Raw genomic sequence first — 17,313 nt, 5'->3', positions numbered from 1 at the left:
TCGGCCACTTATGGTGATCTTCTGAACAACAGGAATTTGAAATGACCAAGAGCATTGCGATTTTCAATAACAAAGGCGGCGTCGGAAAGACGACCTACATGTATCACGTTGCGCATCTTCTCGCCGCGCGCGGGCTCACCGTGCTGATGGTCGATTGCGATAGTCAATGCAATCTCAGTGCATACTGCCTGAGCGACACTGCCATTCGACAATCATGGAGCACGGACGGAAACAGTATCTACCGAGCCATTGAACGTGTCGCACGAGGCATTGGCGACATTCGCCAGAGACAGCCGAGTTCGGTTCCAAACGCTCAGGGCAAGCTGTATCTCGTGCCGGGAGATCTTCGACTCAGCGATTTTGAAGACACATTGGGCGACACTTGGAGTGCTGCACGAGGTGGCAATGAGCCAGCGGTGCGAGCTCAATCTGCAATCCATCGATACATCCAATGGGCTAGTGAGAAAGTCGGCGCAGACTTGGTGTTGTTGGACCTCGGCCCCAACCTTGGCGCGCTGAACCGAGCAGTCCTAGCCTCGGCGGATTACTTCATCACGCCTGTGGCTCCCGATCTTTTTTCCATCCAAGGAACCGAAAACCTCGGCAACAAGCTCGTCGGATGGCGGAAAGAGTGGGATCAAACTAATGTCGCATGGCAGGACCCCAGTCTCTCTATCCCGAAGGGGAAACCGAGCTACCTTGGCTACGTCGTTCAACAGCATAACATCCGTACAAATGCAGCTGGAATGACTGAAGGTTGGCAAATTTACGGGAACGAACTCGAACCTGCGATCCGTGCAAACATCATCGACAAACTTGGCCCTCTGGATCAAGTGCAGATTTGGCGTGACGATGATTATAAACTAGGCTTGATCCCAAATCTTCACAGCCTTATCCCATACTCTATGGATGCCAAGAAGCCCATCTTCTACTGTAATTCTAGTGATGGCGTTCGCGGCGCTCATCTTGCAAAGGCTCGGGATTCGGCTGATCACTTTGCAGAGATTGTTGACACCCTCAACTCAGTTTCCTCTTGGCCCTAGAAATCGGTCCGCTGCTGGCGAGTGCATTCGTGGCGACAGTCGCCGATGCGCATGCGTTCAAGTCGGGGCGCTGTCTATCGGCCTGGATCGGGCTTGTGCCGAAGCAGAACTCCAGCGGGGGGAAGGAGAAGCTCGGCAGCATCTCCAAGGCCGGCAATCGCTACTTGCGACAGCTGCTCGTGGTCGGCGCAATGGCGGTCATCCGCTACGCCGAACGGAACGGGACCAGGAGGCCATGGCTCGTGCAGTTGATGGCGCGGCGAACAGCCAAGGTTGCAGCGGTCGCGTTGGCCAACAGGCCGCCCGGATGGTCTGGGCATTGATGACAAGCGGCGAGCGCTACAGGGAGCCGGTCATCGCATAGAACGAGACAAGGCGAGCGATCGCCGACGAGGTTGGAAAGGGCGGACAGGAGCTAATGCACAAAGCCGGTTGAAACCGCCGGATCGGGAAAACCCTCTGGGGCCGTGCACTTCGAGTGCGAGCTTTCGATCGGGACCTGAGCCGCGCGAATGGCATTATGGCCAGCGGCATATGAAAGGCCGCACCCTACAGGTCGGATACATGGCCGCACCAACCAATGAAGGCAAAGCTCAAAGAACCCCTTGCTAACGGAGAGCCGTCCATACACGGCCCCATTCCAGCCATTCGTGATGGTGGCTACGGAGGCCTTGACCGTCTTATCTGTTTTCGCTGCTCGATGACGTGGAGCAGAAGACCGATCCGCTGATCTCCGCGGTCGAGGAACTGGCGCTGCTGCGCTCGCGCTGGGTCCACCATGCGCGTGGTGTCTTGCCAAAGGAGAGAATCGCGGCAGATGGAGAGGCTCACTGGCTGGGAGTATTCGGGCGATCGGATTTGTCTTGCTAGCAGTGGCCAGGTTGCCTCGGCCATGGTTTGGCGGACCAAGCGTCTTTGGCATTGAAAACATGTAGCTTTTCGCGCCGCGTGTCACGCAACTTGTCACACAGCTACCTGGCCCGCCAGGCGAGCCAGACGATCGTCGCCGGAAGCCGACGGCTACGCGCCAACAATCCTTATTTAGGCAAATTCCTACTCCGTCCTCCCGCTTACCAGGGAACCGGACAACTAAGGCTGCCGTTCTCCTGCGCCGATCAGGAGTGCTGCAATGTTCAACCCTTGGGTGGATCTGTGCCTTACGATGATGGAGGCGCAACAAGTCATCTGGCTCCGGGGTCTGCGGATCGCGCAAGGCAGCAAGACAGCGGAACGCGAGTCCCTGCTGATGGTCAGTGAAAAAATCGAGGCAGCCGGCCGCGCCGGAACGATGCTCACCATGGGAACATCCGCCCCGACAAGCTCGATCAATTTTACGGCGGGAAAATCAGGGCGAACAGAAAGCGTCTCTCACGGTGAAGCAGCGTCCCCACTAGGGGCGTTCTATTTTTTAATCGCAATGAGTATCGCCTCATAAACGCTGCCAAGCTCTTCGTCGATTTGCGTACTGGATATCTTGAGAGACCTTGCGTCAGCAAATAGCTGCTGCGTTAGCTCGGCGACCGACAAAATGTCCGAACCCCTGGCCGTAGGAATGTTGTTCGCCAACCATTTTCGAAGGAAATCGGCGCCGCGTTTGCTCATTCAAGTCAAGCTGGCTTCCTCCCGGAAGTCGTGCAAAGATGCATGTCGTAGGTCGTTCTCGCCGCGCAGTCGGGGCGGATCAAGCCCGGTTATATCCACTGCATCGCGGTCTAGAGAGGGTTCTGCTCCTGGTCCAAAGACCTCCAAGCCCGGCCAACCACGCCTTCGGTCGAACTCGTCCCGGCGCCTGTTACGCAGTTTGTCACAGCTATGTGACGAGTCGCGATCAAAGTCGCTGCTTCAGAGTTCGGCAGCTAATCCCTCCTAGCTGGCGAAGACCGGCCGCTTGGAGACAGCCTCGTCGCTCCTTCTGCATGCCTCAGCGCCAGAAGCGTCTTGTGTTGACCAAGGCGTCGTGTGCCTCCGCGGCGTCCTTGAGAAGCTTGGACTTGTCCTCGGCGCTATAGAGGTCCTTTGCACTAGCCACGTCCGAAAGCCACAGCGCTGCCAGCATATCAGGGGCGGTGGCGAGATCGTTGAGACTGCCGAGCTGGTCCTGCAGGTCTTCCATCGCCTCGATGAACCGTCGATGGCGTTTGGCTTCCGCCTTGCTCTTGTAGAGCGGCTCGAAGAACTCAGCCGCATAGCGTAGCTTCTTTGCGGCGATGCGCAATTTATGGCGGGTCTCGTCATCGGCATCGATGAGATTGTTGCCGCCCTTCACCACCTTTTTCCAAAATTTATCAAATACACCGGAGGCGAAATCCCTTGCCGACTGCTCGTGCAGCGTGTCGCTCGATTGGTCGGTCCGCCAGTCCCTGATGGAGATCCACTCGGTGGCATCGATCATCAAGGAGCGGGCGCGCACCGAGGAAAGCGATGCTTCGACTGCCGCATAGGCATCGTCGCGCGCATTGTGAAGACGGCTTGAAAGAGCCTCGCTCGAAGCACGGTCGATCATCACGTCGATATTGCGAGCATCGCCAAATTCCGAGGCGAGCCATTTCAATTCTTCCCGCAGGTGGTCAAAACGGCTGTCATGGAACAGCGACTTGCAGATCGAGCAAAGCGAGCGCAGCCGGCGCAGCGACACGCGAGCCTGATGCAGGGCCTCGGCATCGCGGGACCAGCCCAGCACCGTTTCATTGAGACGAAACTGTTTGAGACAGGCCGCCGCGATGTGCGCGAAAGCCGTTGCCGCGCTCATCTCGGACGTGAGCGGGGTCGAAGCCGCTTTCACAGCGCCGGGAGCTGTGCCTAGCAGATGATAGCCCCGTTCAGCTTTGCTCAGCACTCCGACATGCGTCGGTGTGATGAGGTCGACTTTCCTGGCGAGCGCGAACAGCGCTTTCGGCGAGCCCGCCTTCTTTTCGAACTCGATCTCGCAGAGTGGCGCCTCGCGATCGGCTGCAACGACCTTGCCAAGATCCAACGCGACTTCGATCGTGGCGTCCTGATCCGACACATTCCAAAGATGCCGTTTGACATGGACCTCGAACAACGCGGCGAGCTTTGGGCCAGCATCTGCGAGCAGATCTCGGATCTGCGGATCATCAAGTATCGGTGTGTCGCCGGCGACCGGCCGTTCCCACTCCTCGCGTGTGAACGATCCGGCTGCGACACCATCACCGGCTTTGACGGTTTGTATGCGTTCATTTCCCGATTGCCGGATGCGAAGCGACAGGCCGCGCTTGGACAGATCCCATCCGGGAGTGTCGAAATAGATGGATGTCTGCTGAAGAATGATGGGCGGGGATCCGAACGGATTCTTCTTCAGGAGCGACCGCGCACCCGATTGCAAAAGCTCGAGCTTCAGTTCCGTTTCCTGCATGATGCTCTCGGCGTCGCTCACGGCAATCGAGGCGACCCACCCCATCGTGCGTCATAAGACTGTCACAAACAACCGCCCGCCTCGACCACTGTGGCCAGACCTCAAGCGGGCAGACGACAAGGAGCGAGCCGGAACCGGGCCCGGACGGGCGTCAGGATTTCTAGAGCCGAAAAGTCTCCAGTTGCGCGAAGCTCCAGACAAAATTTCGGAGGCGGCTCCAATGACAATTTGGCGGCTTTGGAGCCTCCGCTTTCACGTCCTGCTCTCGTTAGACGTTAATATGGAAATTGGCAGCCGCGGTATCATCCCCACGCGATAACAAGGTCGCGCAACCAGCCTCACATTGTTGGCGGGCATTAGTAAGTGGAAATTTTGCAGCTCATATTAACGGTTGACGTTGGCAAGATGCATATTATGCTCCTTGTTAACGTTTATCATTAATAAGGAGAGCCGGGATGGCTGCGGAGGGAAGAAGCGGACGGTATGTGAGACAGCCCGCAGGCTACCGAGCTTTCATACCTTCTCCGTTGCCGCCCAATCCCCAACTCACCATCGACGCCGAGCTTCAGAATCTCCTCTCCAGGGCCGATCGAGCTTTGGGCCGACTGGACGGCTCCATACAAACGCTTCCGAACCCTGATCTGTTCGTGATGATGTACGTCAGAAAGGAGGCGGTCCTATCCAGTCAGATAGAAGGCACACAAGCTTCTATCAATGATCTCCTGAAGGCCGAAGCCGACATTTATGACCAACAGATGCCCAAGGATGTTGACGAAGTAGTCAACTACCTTTCCGCGATGAACCATGGCATTGCTCGCCTTGACGAACTGCCTTTGTCGGTTCGCTTGATTAAGGAAATCCACGAGAAGCTCTTGCATGGGGTCCGCGGTCACAAGCTCCAGCCAGGGGAGCTTCGGCAAAGCCAGAACTGGATCGGACCCGGCGGAAGCAATTTGAATTCTGCTAGTTTCATTCCGCCGCCCCATGAGGTTGCTGCTGAGGCGTTAAGCGACCTCGAGAAATTCCTTCACGCTGAAGATCACATTCCGCCGCTCATCAAAATCGGTTTAAGCCACGCCCAATTTGAAACGATACATCCATTTCTCGACGGGAATGGAAGGGTCGGCCGATTGCTCATAGCGTTTTTTCTTTTCGAACGACGGCTATTGATGCGGCCGGTCCTCTACCTTTCCCACTACTTCAAGCAGAATCGGCAGGAGTATTATGATCGCCTCCAAAAGACGCGCGTTGAAGGAGATTGGGAGGGGTGGATAAAATTCTTTCTGAAAGGTGTGGGGGACGTCGCAGAACAGGCTACGGAAACGGCCCGCGAAATAGTAAGCCTCCGAGAGGGCCATAGGTCAATAATATCTGATCAATTCGGAAATTCCGCTGGCAAAGCGAACAAGGTCTTGGAGCACTTATACCGCCGCCCGACTGTTAGCATAAATAACGTTCGCGACGTGCTCGGAATCAGTTTTCCAAATGCAAGCGCTTTAATTGACAAATTTGTTGAGGCCGGCATGCTAGTGGAGATCACTGGGCAGGCCCGTAACAGGCGCTACTTCTATGCGCCGTACATCAACCTTTTTTCCAACCTTTAGGTTAATGGTCAGCCTCTAGTTGACCCGATGAAATTCGCACGCTTCGCTACGCGCATCTCGTTAGGGCGCAGCAACGGGAAATTCGGTTTTCGTACATCTGCTCAATTCCGTCTTTGCTGGTGGGCACAGCCAAACCGTCACATTCGGCGTGAAATGACGGAGCGCATTCGTCATCTCCTGGACATTCTGCTCGCAACTTCCCTCAGCGCAGTCCTGTAGAATGAGCCCAGGAATGCGCGTCGCAGTTCCTTGCGTAAACTGCCGGAACTCACCCGACTGCTTAAGAGCACGTTCCAGTGCATGCTCCCACAGGTAGACCGGTTCGATTGCGATCAGGTTTCTGTCGCTGAGGCAGTCTATGGGCTCTCCTCCCAGGCTCAAACCTTTCGCCATGCCGGCACAGTACATATCCCTTCTGGCCACTCTAGTGTCGTCGACCCCGCCTATCTCCATCGGAGAGGTGTCGCCAGCAGTGTACGCTATCGTTGCGATCTTGGCTCCGTACTTGTCTGAGTAATTCAGCATGCAAGTATTTGGCTCTTTCGTGGCGCCGTAACCGTCATCCTTCGACCCCATATCCCGCAGCGCCACGTTTACAAATGAAGGCTTCTTCGGATCGACCTCAATGTCGTCCAGAACCTTCTTCTGAGTCTGGATGTCTATGAAATAGAAATGTCCGGTAATTGTCTTGGAATTGCTGTCCATCTGGGAGCACATAAACTCAGGTCGCACGGTGGCGACGGATGCTCCTTCGTTCACAAGAACGGAACGCAGAAACGGCACATGAACGAAGATCTCGTCGCCTTGGCGCGATGCCGACGTGTCGTCAGCCCCCACGTTGATCAAATCCTGTCGCAAAAATTGCATGGTTACGCTGGCTGTATCCAGCCTAAGTATCTGCAAAACATTGGTTTCAGCGGCCAGTATGAAAGCCGCGATTGCCGTGAAGGCTGCAGCTGGGAAACTGATCCAGTCTTTCAAAAACACGGCGACCTTTAGAAGTCGATCCCGGCGTATTTCTCCGGCCGTCTTCTCGCCGATGTCGGATCTGCAGACAGGACAAACCACGGCAAGCTGGGGAATTGTGCTGCCGCACTTGGGACAGCTTTTCGTGCCTGCGGGATCTGGCTCCGCCGGCTTTGGGTGAGCTTCCTTCGTCATGGATGATCTCCCGGAAGAAGAAACTCTTGGGCCGCTTCAAAGGACCACTTCTGGCTCTCGTCCGACAGACTGAGCAACCATATGCTGGAGTAGTCTTCGTCATCCCAGCCATCGGGTGTGATTTGAGCGGACCCGACGATCGAGCGCGCTAGGGCAGGTATCGATTCGTGCTGCCAGCAGACAAGAACGGGGGCAGACTGCTTGATGATATCCTCAGCTGCCTCGCTCTCCTGCCCCTTTGAGTTGCGTGTATCCGGCTCGATCAGCAGGCGTTGCGCAAGCGGCGTGACCGTCTGAAGCGGCCGCCGGCTTCGACTGCCTGTCCCATCCTTTTTGATAACGCCAGAGGCCACGATCGCCTTCGGAACCCGTAGTGATGCCGGCGGAGAAAAGAACAGGCTGGCCAGCGCGCCGGCACGTTGCCAGCCACGAACCGTCAGCGACTTGTCATCCTCCTGGCCGAATTCGTCGACGCCGAGTGCCGGGTTGCCAGGAAGGGGCTTTTCCGCATGCCGGATGATCATGATCAGTTTGTCAACCATGCTTCTACCCCACAGGTTTGCGTTCCGGAGTCGGATTTCCGAGCAGGTCGGTCGGCACCAATTGATGTTCAAAGGCGGAGAAGTAGGCAGTCCACCGGTCGTCCGAACTTGCGAAAAAGACAGCGCCATCTTGCCAGATGTCATTGGTCGTTGTGATCGTCCCTTCGCGGTAGGCGAACTGCTTTCCCGTCGATCCCTGGTTCATATGGGTGTCATGGATGCCGGCGCCCTCTGAGTAGAACCGCCCGAACACATAGACATCCCACGCAGCTTGACCTGCTTGCTGCAAGAGGCGGCTCACGATGCTACCGGCTCGGGATGCAGGCTCCCGTCCATCGGATCGCTCAGGCGCCACGGCCGGTTTCCGCCAGAACGTCGGACCGCGTGAAGTCCAGCGCCGGAAGCGCGTTCTTGTCGATTAAATCACACCGGCCCGCTTGCGTCGCCTGGAGCGCCTGGACTATCGCAACGTCCCACGCCGCCCCGGCAACATTCAGGGGCACATGCAAATGATACTGAGTTTCGTGACTGAGGGGCTTTGCCTTGAGAACCGGCGCGCCGTTAATTTTTGCTTTCACGAAACCGTAGCTGAGGGACATGGGACGGATGCTCTTTCTTTTGAATGCGGCGCCAAGGTGGCCTCACTTCGGGCTACTAGGCCGCTAGGGAGCCATTTGCAGGCTGCAGGTCGCCTTCAGGCGAAATGGTGCCAAGGGCTCAAGCTAGGTTGGGGGAGCCCCAAACCAGAAGTCGAGTTCCCGGATGCGCCGCTGGTCGTACGGTCCTGCCGGTGACTTGATTTGCCAGTCGCCGTTATCGGCAAGGCCAGTCCATTTCGGCTTGCCGTTCTGCTGCTGTACAGACTGCCGCCAACGGTATTGGGCGTAGATCTCCATGATCTTGCCGGCATACTGACTTGCCAAGGCGCTGTTACCCGTGACGATCACCATGTTTTCGTCGTTCACGCCGCTTGCCTTTGGCCCAAGGTTGTGGGAGCCGGTAATCACGACCGAGTTGTCGCCGTAGGGATCGATCACGATCACCTTACTGTGCACCATGGCATGGGCTGTCGGGAGCTTCAGGGTCTCTTTCGCCCAGTAGGCAAAGCGACCGGGTATCTCGGCGGGCAGCACTACATCGGAATTTGCATCGATCCGCTCGCCGCGATTGAACAGCACGACGGGGTTCTTGGCTGTGCCCGGATTCTGATTAAGCACTCCCTGAATGTAGAGGTCCGGTTTGAACGACGGGCTCGAAGGAGAGGCAAGCTCAATGATGTCGTTGAGGAGGGTGCCTCTCGGGCCAGGGTTGAACATCGCAAAAAGGATACCTTGCCGGGCTGACTTGATCAGCTCTCCGCCCTGTTCAAGATCGGATCCGTCGTGCATTGGTGTGAACCAGACGGTGGCTCCCTTCGACTTCGGTGTTGTTCGCGGCTTTGAATTGCTCTCGTAGAGCGAAGTGGGCGACTCATCGCCATCTCCGGCGAGTACTTTCCATTGGTCGAAATAGAATTGGGCGACCGCTGGATTTTCGATCAGCAGGGCATTGTTTGCCTGCGTGCAAAGGCCGGTCATGGTCCAGTTCGTGCTGCCGGTCCACACTGACTGAGGCGTCTTGTCGGCATCGCAGATGACCAGGAACTTATTGTGCGCGAGCGCACGGGGAGCGCTCATGCGGTTTCTGACGTCGCAACCCGACAGAGCCGATCGCGCCGCTTCGTTTTCATCCTCGCCTTTTTTCTTCACGCTTCCGTTGCCGAGCACGATGTGGGCCCGCTTTTTGAGGTCCTGAAGGAGGGGGATGAGCTCCGGGTCGTCAAGTTCGAAGAGGGCGGCGTAGACGTGCGCTTTGCCTGCTTTGGCGGACTGAAGCAGCGATACAAGCTTGTCGCGGATCGGCCCGGCCAGGAAGCGGCGAATCTGGTCGTGGGGATCCGCAATTGCCTTCTTTAGCTTCGTCGTCGGTGCTTGCTCAGGCAAGGCCCGGGCGAGCCATTGGCTGGCAACGATGCCGCGGTTGAAGAAGCAGCTTGCGCGCCCGTCGGTTTCGGCGCCGATCTCTGCATTCTCGCTCCAGGCGGAAACAAATTCCTTGGATTCCTGTAACTTGTCAGCCTGTCCGATCATTGCTGACACACGATAGCCAACGACGTCGCCTGGGTTCACAGCAAAATCGGCCCAAAGATACTTCTGAATTGGCCACTCCGTTGTGGGTTTGCGCGTTCCTTCGGGAACCTCAGGTCCTCCGGCAAATCCGACCCAGCTTGCTACGATTTCCTCAACGAAACCGTCGGAGTCAGCGGGCGCTACCGTGTTTGGACTATGAGCGCTTCCAGGCGCACGTTTGATTTTCCGGCGCAGCGCAAAGCCTCTGCACTGATCGATGAACGGGCTGCGCCACGCCAACAGCGCGCTGTCGACACCAGGATGAACGATCAGCTCTATGCTCATTGCCCCTCTCCCCGCTGATGATTTTGCCTAGCAAACATTCACGACATTGTGACAACGCAGCAAACTGTTTGGTCGGCGGTAATTTTCAAGTCGGCTAACTATAATTGCGCATGCTTATTGGGAAACCAAGCCGTCCGCCTGACTTCAGCAAGCGCTCCCTCTAAATAAAGCATTATGCTATACAACTCTATTCGAGCAAGATGCAATCGAAGCAGCTCTTGCTACGTTCGTACCAAAGCGATGGAACCGTATTATTGAGCTTACTTTGAGTCAATGTACATAATAACTATTCGATTGCATTCAACTTATAATCGCTGGACAAACTGCTCAGTTGGTTGAGCCGAACAGCAAAGGAATGATGAGCCGGCTCAATGCCGACAGCTGTCATCTTGCTCGGGACTTTGGGTTCAGGGTAGACGTTGTCCGGACGAATTCAGCCGATCCACGCGAGCTCGGAGCAACCGAGAGCAGCAAAGAGCGATGGTCTCGCCACCAACCAGCTAGATAAGGGTTGTCACCAAGCAATCCGCCGATCGGAGCTCGAACGCAGGCAGCGCATTTCGATGTGATCTTTGTGCACGTTGAATGTGAGCCCAACCCGCGCGACGATCGCGACCCCGTGGCGCTGTTCGGCCGCGGTCTTCAGCTTCTCGGCCGCAGATGCGCATTCCTATGGGAACCAGCGACGTGCGGCGCGGATGATTGGCCTGACTGCCAAACCGGCGCGCAAGCTTTGCTCGTGCGCCGCTCGGCTGTGGAGCGAAAGGACACGCAAAGTACGTATAGAAAAAGCGGTGCGTTGAGCTCAAAACCTGCAAGCCCAACGATATTTCTGAACCAGAGCCTAAGGTCGGTTCTGTTGTGCACGTCAGCGAAGCTGCTGTGCATCGAAGACCGGATCTTTGATCTTACGGGCGGAGCAGAGCTCGCACGCTGGGCAGCCAACGCTGCAAGTCGAGCAGGGCGCAAAGTAGCTTTGCTTTGCCATGACACACAATCAGTATACCGCAACCAACAGCGAATTATTGGAGAAATCGGCCTGAGGATTGGCATTTTGATCGGGGAGCCCCGATCCATCCTTCCCATCTATGATTTCCATCGCATTGACTCGCTTGTTCCGCGCTTGGCTCGTGAAGAGATCGCTTTGATCATGAACCGGATGACATACCCTCCTTTGGTTCTCGGCCCCAACTTGTCCTCGGGGACGCTGTGTGTCTGAAGAAGATTTTTGGTCGGTATTCGCCCCGGCCGAGCTTAACAGGTGGCTCGCACCAAATACTGAGATTCCGGCCGCCGCTCAGGGCAATCCTGATGCTCGCCGACACTGTTGCCTGTAAGCCTTCCACGGCTGGGTTCTGGGGTTTCAAACGCGCAGAAGGCATCGAAGCTGCCGTGGGGACTATTTGCATCGAAAGCGCGGCTGCGGTTCATAGCTTGAAGTGTCATGATACAGTAATAGGCATTCGGGATATTCAACTCCGGTGGAGGGGTTGGGCGATGAACCGGCTAACGGTATTGACTACATTTATAGCGATCACTTGTCCTTGTTTGGCCGAAGCACAATGCCTTGCGGAGGCGGGTGATTTTGCAGAGCGCATTTGCGGTGAAGTCAAGCAAACGGGAAAGTCCACCCTGATCACGGGCAAAGGCGATTTGACAGCTGCCGCCAAGGGACTGATCGCAAAGGCACTTGGGCAACTCGGCGGGGATGTGGGAGTCGATATTCAAACGAACGACTTCGAAAACGTCCTTCAGGAACAGTTGGCTGGCGAGCTCATCAACGTACGTCAATGCGGGACGCAGATGGCAACACTCGCCATCAATCAAGTCTGCACCAAGGCGCCGCACTGGAAGGTATGTTCGAATCAGGCTTTTGGGCTTGATCACTGGGAAGATGAAGCAAAACTGACTGGGGCCACCGGCTGGCGCGGAGGCGGTTATAATCCCGAGGCGTATTGCACCGATTTTATCAACGCAGTTCTCAACAGTCGCAGCCTGGGCGACAAACCACATGACGTCACCGATATTAAGCCGTCAGAGGAAAGGAGACGAACTGGCTTGTTAAGGGACCATGCTGAATATAACTACCATTGCACTATCAATTTGCACTGGAATCCCGTCTACAAGCAGAAATCGGATCCAATCTGCGGACAAGAATAGCCGCGGCTGGGCGCTGTTCATCCATGGAAAAGCGAACTGCGCAGCGCTCAGGGTCGTCTGGGCGCGACCCAGCCGGGCGGCGATGAGTTTACAGCGTCGCCACGGGCGAGAACGCCCGGCTGCATCCACGGCTACTCCAGGCGTCGCCATTTGTGCGCTGCCCGTTATATTAGATAGAGCCAGATAGCTGGCCACAAAAACGAGGCAAGCGCACCCTGCAGCCGGGTGCTCGGCGACGCGGCCGCAGAGAAGCTCGACATTAGTCTCGATCAGAGGGCAACCGCTACGTTCGCGATTTTTTTGCTCGCGACTTTGCTACCGCTGACTTGGTTGTCGCGGCGGCGGTACGAGTTGCCCGCTTCTGCTTGGGCTCTGCGATCGGCTCTGACGGCTTTCGGCCAAGACCGGCTGCTTTCGCCAGTGCAGAGCGGGCGGCAGCGTAGTTGGGTGCCACCATTGGATAATCGGCAGGTAATTTCCATTTCTGCCTATAGTCATCCGGCGTGAAATTGTAGTGGACATTCAGATGGCGCCGCAGCGACTTGAATTTCTTTCCGTCCTCAAGGCAGACGATATAATCCGGTGTCACCGACCTCTTTATCGAAATCGCCGGCTCCTGCTTAGTGGCGGTCTCCGTCTCAGACGTACCAACCCACTGTAAGGCAGCGTAAATATCCCCGATCAGCTTCGGGAGTTCCGGCACCGGTACCGGATTGTTAGACACGTATGCGGAAACTATGTCGGCGGCGAGTGCTATCAGATCGCTGTTGTCTTGCTGCTCAGCGGATTCGGTCATGGTGCTTCCCTTTGAGGTCCATCAGTTACAGCACACCCCCATTTGTGCAGTCTGTGCAGGTACATTGTCGAGATCGCTTTCTCAATGACGAAATCCTCTGAACGTCGTGGATTCCGTTAATGCCAAGCCAAATATCTCATTGATTGTTCGGACCTCACCGCGCATTATCGCGCTGGGGGGTGGGCTATGACAAAATTACCGAACGCTGCTCAATTCGAAGTCGTGGTGCAGGTTCCACCACAGTTCGACAAATACGTCGATTCGGCGATGCTTCGGCTCCAATCTCTCTATCCTACCTGCCGTCTCGCAACGATTGACGGCGCGATATCCATAGGTTCGTCGGGCAGTCTTGCCGAGGATCAGCTTCGCAGGGCTGTTCTCCATACCCTCTACCGCGAGAAAATCTATGCGGAAACTCTGTCGATGCGTCAGGCGCTCTTTAGGGCGGTAACTGGCCGATGAACTTCTGGCCGCTGAAGTTTCGCGAGACGTCGGACGGTTCGATGCTCTTTTGCGACGACGCTGGCGGTTTCTTCAAAGCCGATCACGGCTTTCTGGACCGGTATGCCGCCGACGAGCTGTCTGCCGCCGATCTGGCGTTCCTCAAAGAAGGAGGTCATGGCTTCGACCGAGAGCTGGATGTTCACTGGACATCGTTCGCCTACAGGTGGGCGCGGCGGCAGTCCAAACCGCAAGAAATGAACTACGTCATTCTGGTTCCGACGCTCAGGTGCAATCTCACCTGCGGCTACTGCCAAGTCTCGCGCGCGCCTGAGAATGCCGGTGGCTTCGACTGGTCACACGAAACCCTCGAAGGCGTCCTTTCCTTCGTCGACGGCTTGCAAGGCCCGGACATCAAGATCGAATTTCAGGGTGGCGAGCCCTTGCTGCGGATCGACCTGCTTGAAGCTGTTCGGAACTTTTGCCGGGAAAAATTTGCGCGACCGCAGTTCATCGTCTGCACGAACCTGCAAACGTTGGACGCACGCGCATGGGCTTTCCTGGACGCCGAAGACACCCTCATCAGCACCTCGCTGGATGGAGATCGGATGACACATGAGCGTCAGCGCACCCACGACAACAAGGTTACTGACACTTTTTTCCGAAACCTCGAGACAGCTGTTTCTCGCTATCCCGAGGGGAAGATTTCGACGCTGCCGACGGTCGACATTGCCAACCCGCCCGACCTTGAAGGACTTCTCGACAACTATGAGCGATACGGAATTCGATCCGTCTACCTGCGCCCGATAAACCACCAGGGATTTGCCCGGAAGCTCGATCAGGGCAACAACGTGCTGGCGCGCTGGAATCGTCTCCATTCCGAATTCATCGACCTGTTGATCGCTCGCAATCACCGGACCGGCCGCTTCATGGAGGAGTACTATTTCAGCCAGTGCCTGAAGCGTGTGCTCCGCTTGGATGCCGACAATCACGTGGACATACGCAACCCCAACTTCTTCGCCTCCGACTATATAGTCATAGATCATGACGGCCGCTTCTATCCGACAGACGAAGCCCGGATGCTGTCCAGGATCGGCCGCATAGATCTAAGCATTGGCGACGTCAGGACGGGGATCGACCGGGCAACGGTCAACCTTCTCGATTCCGGAGCATTCAATCACTTCGATCCGGATTGCATCCATTGCGCCTATCAGCCGTTCTGCGGCACCGACGTCATCGATGACATTTCCCGCTACGGCCGGATCGACCTTCCCAGGCCCGACACGTGGTTCTGCGGCCGGCATTTGTCACTCTTCGACAAAGTGTTCGAGGTGCTCTACCGCAAGGACGCGCCGGCCCGTGCCTCGGTAGCCGCGTGGCTCGGCGTGAATACGTGGGACGACAGCATGGCCCCGGTGCATTCATGATTCCACTGCGCATCAAGGTCGAGGCAAACGCTGATCGGCCCTTTGTCGTGCGTATGCGCTCGTTTGAAGCGGGGGCCTGGCAGCAAAGGGCTGAGCAATTGAACCCCTTCGACGTGACCTTGGAGCGCGTCAGCTCGGAAGGAGCTGACTACGTAGGCGAGGGCGGCTCGATCCGAGTCCTGGGGATTGATCCTTCCAAGATAGACGGGGACGTGTTGTTGGTTAATCCCAGGCGCGGAACCGCGGATCGCCTCATCCGCAGCTCCTCGCAGCACAACACCTTTCTGGTGACCGAGCGATGTGACCAGGTTTGCCTGATGTGCTCGCAGCCCCCTAAGCAGCACCATGTGGACCTGTTCCCATATTTCGAGGCTGCGGCGTTGCTTGCTCCGGAAGGCGCAACGATCGGCATTTCCGGCGGGGAGCCAACGCTTTTCAAGGCCCAACTCTTCGGGTTTCTGGAGAAGGTGCTTGAGGCACGCCCGGATCTTTCTTTCCATGTGCTGACGAATGGCCAGCATTTCGATCAGGACGATTGGGGGCCGATGAACCGTATCGATCAGGGTAGGGTGCTTTGGGGGATTCCCCTGTATTCGAGCGACCCGGCCGTACACGACGAGATCGTTGGCAAGACAGGCGCGCACACGCAGCTCATGGAGAACCTCGCTCTCCTATGCCGCCTCGGTGCGTCGATCGAACTTCGCACCGTTTTGATGCGCCCGAATGCTTATGGGCTGCCTCAGCTGGCAAGATTTATTGCGACTGCTCTTCCGTTCATTCGGATATGGGCACTCATGCAGATGGAGAACATCGGCTTTGGCCGCATGAATTGGAAAATCCTGTTCTACGACAGTTCAGACGGCTTCGACGTAGTCGGACAATCCATCGATTTCGTCAGAACCCGCGGCATCAACGCCCGGCTTTATAATTTCCCGCTTTGCACCGTACCGGAACCATACCACCATCTGGCGCCCGCCACGATCTCCGACTGGAAACGTGCGTATCGGGAAGAATGCTACGGATGCGCTTTGAAGCCGCAGTGCGGCGGATTTTTCGAGTGGCATCCGCGCAATCACGGATACACCAAGTTCGGAGCTCTCCAATGAAGAAGCGGCTTTTCGCGATTCCATCTCTGCTCGCGGCGGGGTTCCTGCCGGTCAATGCACAGGCTTATCTAATCAAGCCAACATTGGATGGCGACCTCGGCAAGAGAAGATCGCTGTTCGATATCTTCAAGCTTGACCACATATACACCTTGGCCGGACATAGCAGCCACAGCTCGCACAGCAGTCACGTCTCGCATTCGAGCCATCGGTCGTCGACGGGCGGTTACACCTACATCCCGCCGGCACCCAGCGATCCCGCCCCGCTCTACAGTGCGCCAGCGGCGCCGGCACCGACCTACCAGGCGCCCGCTGTCGCGCCTGCGCCCACACCGCTTAAGACGCTTCCAGGCAACGCTTACCGATTCAAGGAAATCGTGCAACAAGTCGAGTTCGCTTTGCTCGCGTTCGGCTACTACAGTGGGGAGATAGACGGCGAGATGAATCCCGAAGTGAGGGCAGGGCTTCAGCGTATGCAGACAGACTACGGGCTAAAGGTAACCGGCACCATTACCCCCGAAACGCTGACCGCACTGAGGATCGAGGCGCGTTGAGCGCTCAGCCGGCCAAGGAAATTGCCGACAACTTGAATAACCCGGGCATTTGCCCTCACGGTCGTGGCAGGAGTAGAAGCTCTCCCGGGGGAACGAACGACCGCATTCGGGATCGGCCGCGCAGACAGCAAACGACCATAGTCAGGCGCAAAGCGGCCGTCGCAACTGAGCTATTTTTGAATTTCGTTTAGTAGGAGGGCGGCCGAAGCAGCGATCGCCGCTAATTGTTGCGTCATTTCGGGCAATCTGTTAGCTTGTATGGATGTATGAATTATCATTAGAACTGATGGCTCTGCTAGCGGGGACGTTCTCTCTGATATCGAACGTGATCCAAACAGTCGATCTTTTTAAAAATACCTGAAATTTTGGATATGATTTCTTAGACGCGAGCGAATAAACCCTCGCCAGATCAAGAAATCTTGAAGGAGGTTTGGCGCAAAGAGCTGTTAAGGTCTTTGCGAGACTTCTGGCGCAAACCAAACGAGCGGCTGGCAGTCAAATCTCTCTGAGAAGTTTATCCCGGCAGTGACGTTAGGGGCAACCAAAGCTCCCCATAAAAAGCCTTGGGTGGGCGCTCACGTAAAGGAGCCGCTTAGAAATATGTTGTCCGAAGCCGGTTGAGCTATCTTTCGGTGCCTAACAGGGCAGGCGTCGTC

Annotated in this window: 15 protein-coding genes and 1 pseudogene; 9 read left to right on the top strand and 7 right to left on the bottom strand. The window is 56.4% G+C overall.

The features are described 5' to 3' along the window. Nucleotides 1–41 precede the first annotated feature (41 nt). The 3 genes and pseudogenes from RFN30_RS08165 to RFN30_RS08155 all read left to right on the top strand — a co-directional run bounded on the left by RFN30_RS08165 (nt 42) and on the right by RFN30_RS08155 (nt 2,478). A complete protein-coding gene (locus RFN30_RS08165; RefSeq protein ID WP_320261594.1) occupies nt 42–1,043 on the top strand; it encodes a ParA family protein in 1,002 nt (333 codons plus the stop codon). 2 nt (nt 1,044–1,045) lie between these two features. Continuing rightward, a pseudogene (locus RFN30_RS32380) lies at nt 1,046–1,250 on the top strand (transposase); the annotation flags it as partial. A 922-nt stretch (nt 1,251–2,172) separates the two neighbouring features. Then, nucleotides 2,173–2,478 carry a hypothetical protein gene (locus RFN30_RS08155; RefSeq protein WP_320261593.1) on the top strand — a complete coding sequence of 102 codons (306 nt, stop codon included), beginning with the start codon at nt 2,173–2,175 and terminating at the stop codon, nt 2,476–2,478. 486 nt (nt 2,479–2,964) lie between these two features. On the opposite strand, the gene RFN30_RS08150 is transcribed toward RFN30_RS08155, so the two are convergent. After that, entirely contained in the window at nt 2,965–4,416 is a 1,452-nt protein-coding gene (locus RFN30_RS08150) for a CYTH and CHAD domain-containing protein (protein ID WP_320261592.1), read from the bottom strand. Nucleotides 4,417–4,871: 455 nt separating this feature from the next. Here RFN30_RS08150 and RFN30_RS08145 point away from each other — a divergent pair, with 455 nt between their 5' ends. Continuing rightward, nucleotides 4,872–6,020, top strand: a complete 1,149-nt coding sequence (locus tag RFN30_RS08145) for a Fic family protein (protein ID WP_320261591.1) — start codon at nt 4,872–4,874, stop codon at nt 6,018–6,020. 60 nt (nt 6,021–6,080) lie between these two features. Here RFN30_RS08145 and RFN30_RS08140 read toward each other — a convergent pair whose 3' ends face one another. The 5 genes from RFN30_RS08140 to RFN30_RS08120 form a co-directional block, all read right to left on the bottom strand. Continuing rightward, the gene (locus tag RFN30_RS08140) at nt 6,081–7,181 is read right to left on the bottom strand and encodes a hypothetical protein (RefSeq protein WP_320261590.1); all 1,101 of its coding nucleotides are present in this window, start codon (nt 7,179–7,181) and stop codon (nt 6,081–6,083) included. Then, a complete protein-coding gene (locus tag RFN30_RS08135; protein WP_320261589.1) occupies nt 7,178–7,723 on the bottom strand; it encodes a hypothetical protein in 546 nt (181 codons plus the stop codon). The genes RFN30_RS08140 and RFN30_RS08135 overlap by 4 nt, the downstream gene beginning before the upstream one ends. 4 nt (nt 7,724–7,727) lie before the next feature. Continuing rightward, nucleotides 7,728–8,024, bottom strand: a complete 297-nt coding sequence (locus tag RFN30_RS08130; protein ID WP_320261588.1) for a DUF2278 family protein — start codon at nt 8,022–8,024, stop codon at nt 7,728–7,730. Between the two features lie 43 nt (nt 8,025–8,067). Next, a complete protein-coding gene (locus tag RFN30_RS08125; protein WP_320261587.1) occupies nt 8,068–8,322 on the bottom strand; it encodes a hypothetical protein in 255 nt (84 codons plus the stop codon). A 123-nt stretch (nt 8,323–8,445) separates the two neighbouring features. After that, entirely contained in the window at nt 8,446–10,176 is a 1,731-nt protein-coding gene (locus tag RFN30_RS08120) for a phospholipase D-like domain-containing protein (protein ID WP_320261586.1), read from the bottom strand. Between the two features lie 1,497 nt (nt 10,177–11,673). Here RFN30_RS08120 and RFN30_RS08115 point away from each other — a divergent pair. Then, nucleotides 11,674–12,336: a hypothetical protein gene (locus RFN30_RS08115; protein WP_320261585.1), complete on the top strand. Its 663-nt coding sequence runs from the start codon at nt 11,674–11,676 to the stop codon at nt 12,334–12,336. A gap of 283 nt (nt 12,337–12,619) precedes the next feature. On the opposite strand, the gene RFN30_RS08110 is transcribed toward RFN30_RS08115, so the two are convergent. Then, complete coding sequence (locus tag RFN30_RS08110; RefSeq protein WP_320223442.1) at nt 12,620–13,132, bottom strand: Ros/MucR family transcriptional regulator; 513 nt, start codon at nt 13,130–13,132, stop codon at nt 12,620–12,622. 186 nt (nt 13,133–13,318) lie between these two features. Between RFN30_RS08110 and RFN30_RS08105 the strand changes: the two genes are divergently transcribed. The 4 genes from RFN30_RS08105 to hxsA are packed head-to-tail and all read left to right on the top strand — an operon-like array spanning nt 13,319 to nt 16,657. Then, on the top strand, nt 13,319–13,594 hold the full coding sequence (locus tag RFN30_RS08105; protein ID WP_320261584.1) for a hypothetical protein: 276 nt from the start codon (nt 13,319–13,321) through the stop codon (nt 13,592–13,594). Next, nucleotides 13,591–15,000, top strand: a complete 1,410-nt coding sequence (gene hxsB, locus RFN30_RS08100; RefSeq protein ID WP_320261583.1) for a His-Xaa-Ser system radical SAM maturase HxsB — start codon at nt 13,591–13,593, stop codon at nt 14,998–15,000. The genes RFN30_RS08105 and hxsB overlap by 4 nt, the downstream gene beginning before the upstream one ends. After that, nucleotides 14,997–16,106, top strand: coding sequence for a His-Xaa-Ser system radical SAM maturase HxsC (gene hxsC / locus RFN30_RS08095; protein WP_320261582.1), 1,110 nt, complete (start codon nt 14,997–14,999; stop codon nt 16,104–16,106). Before hxsB ends, hxsC begins: the two co-directional genes overlap by 4 nt. Further along, nucleotides 16,103–16,657 carry a His-Xaa-Ser repeat protein HxsA gene (gene hxsA, locus RFN30_RS08090; RefSeq protein ID WP_320261581.1) on the top strand — a complete coding sequence of 185 codons (555 nt, stop codon included), beginning with the start codon at nt 16,103–16,105 and terminating at the stop codon, nt 16,655–16,657. The genes hxsC and hxsA overlap by 4 nt, the downstream gene beginning before the upstream one ends. Nucleotides 16,658–17,313 lie beyond the last annotated feature (656 nt).

The sequence above is a fragment of the Mesorhizobium dulcispinae genome (genome assembly GCF_033977345.1).
Classification (GTDB): Bacteria; Pseudomonadota; Alphaproteobacteria; order Rhizobiales; family Rhizobiaceae; genus Mesorhizobium; species Mesorhizobium dulcispinae.
The sequence above is the reverse complement of the archived record's forward strand: the minus strand, read 5'-3'. Positions and strand labels throughout refer to the sequence as shown.

Coding starts and splice junctions, on each gene's coding strand:
- hxsC (WP_320261582.1), top strand. CDS start 14,997: ATGATTCCACTGCGCATCAAGGTCGAGGCAAACGCTGATCGGCCCTTT.
- hxsB (WP_320261583.1), top strand. CDS start 13,591: ATGAACTTCTGGCCGCTGAAGTTTCGCGAGACGTCGGACGGTTCGATG.
- RFN30_RS08110 (WP_320223442.1), bottom strand. CDS start 13,132: ATGACCGAATCCGCTGAGCAGCAAGACAACAGCGATCTGATAGCACTC.
- RFN30_RS08135 (WP_320261589.1), bottom strand. CDS start 7,723: ATGGTTGACAAACTGATCATGATCATCCGGCATGCGGAAAAGCCCCTT.
- RFN30_RS08140 (WP_320261590.1), bottom strand. CDS start 7,181: ATGACGAAGGAAGCTCACCCAAAGCCGGCGGAGCCAGATCCCGCAGGC.
- RFN30_RS08105 (WP_320261584.1), top strand. CDS start 13,319: ATGACAAAATTACCGAACGCTGCTCAATTCGAAGTCGTGGTGCAGGTT.
- RFN30_RS08155 (WP_320261593.1), top strand. CDS start 2,173: ATGTTCAACCCTTGGGTGGATCTGTGCCTTACGATGATGGAGGCGCAA.
- RFN30_RS08165 (WP_320261594.1), top strand. CDS start 42: ATGACCAAGAGCATTGCGATTTTCAATAACAAAGGCGGCGTCGGAAAG.
- RFN30_RS08115 (WP_320261585.1), top strand. CDS start 11,674: ATGAACCGGCTAACGGTATTGACTACATTTATAGCGATCACTTGTCCT.
- RFN30_RS08120 (WP_320261586.1), bottom strand. CDS start 10,176: ATGAGCATAGAGCTGATCGTTCATCCTGGTGTCGACAGCGCGCTGTTG.
- hxsA (WP_320261581.1), top strand. CDS start 16,103: ATGAAGAAGCGGCTTTTCGCGATTCCATCTCTGCTCGCGGCGGGGTTC.
- RFN30_RS08150 (WP_320261592.1), bottom strand. CDS start 4,416: ATGCAGGAAACGGAACTGAAGCTCGAGCTTTTGCAATCGGGTGCGCGG.
- RFN30_RS08145 (WP_320261591.1), top strand. CDS start 4,872: ATGGCTGCGGAGGGAAGAAGCGGACGGTATGTGAGACAGCCCGCAGGC.
- RFN30_RS08125 (WP_320261587.1), bottom strand. CDS start 8,322: ATGTCCCTCAGCTACGGTTTCGTGAAAGCAAAAATTAACGGCGCGCCG.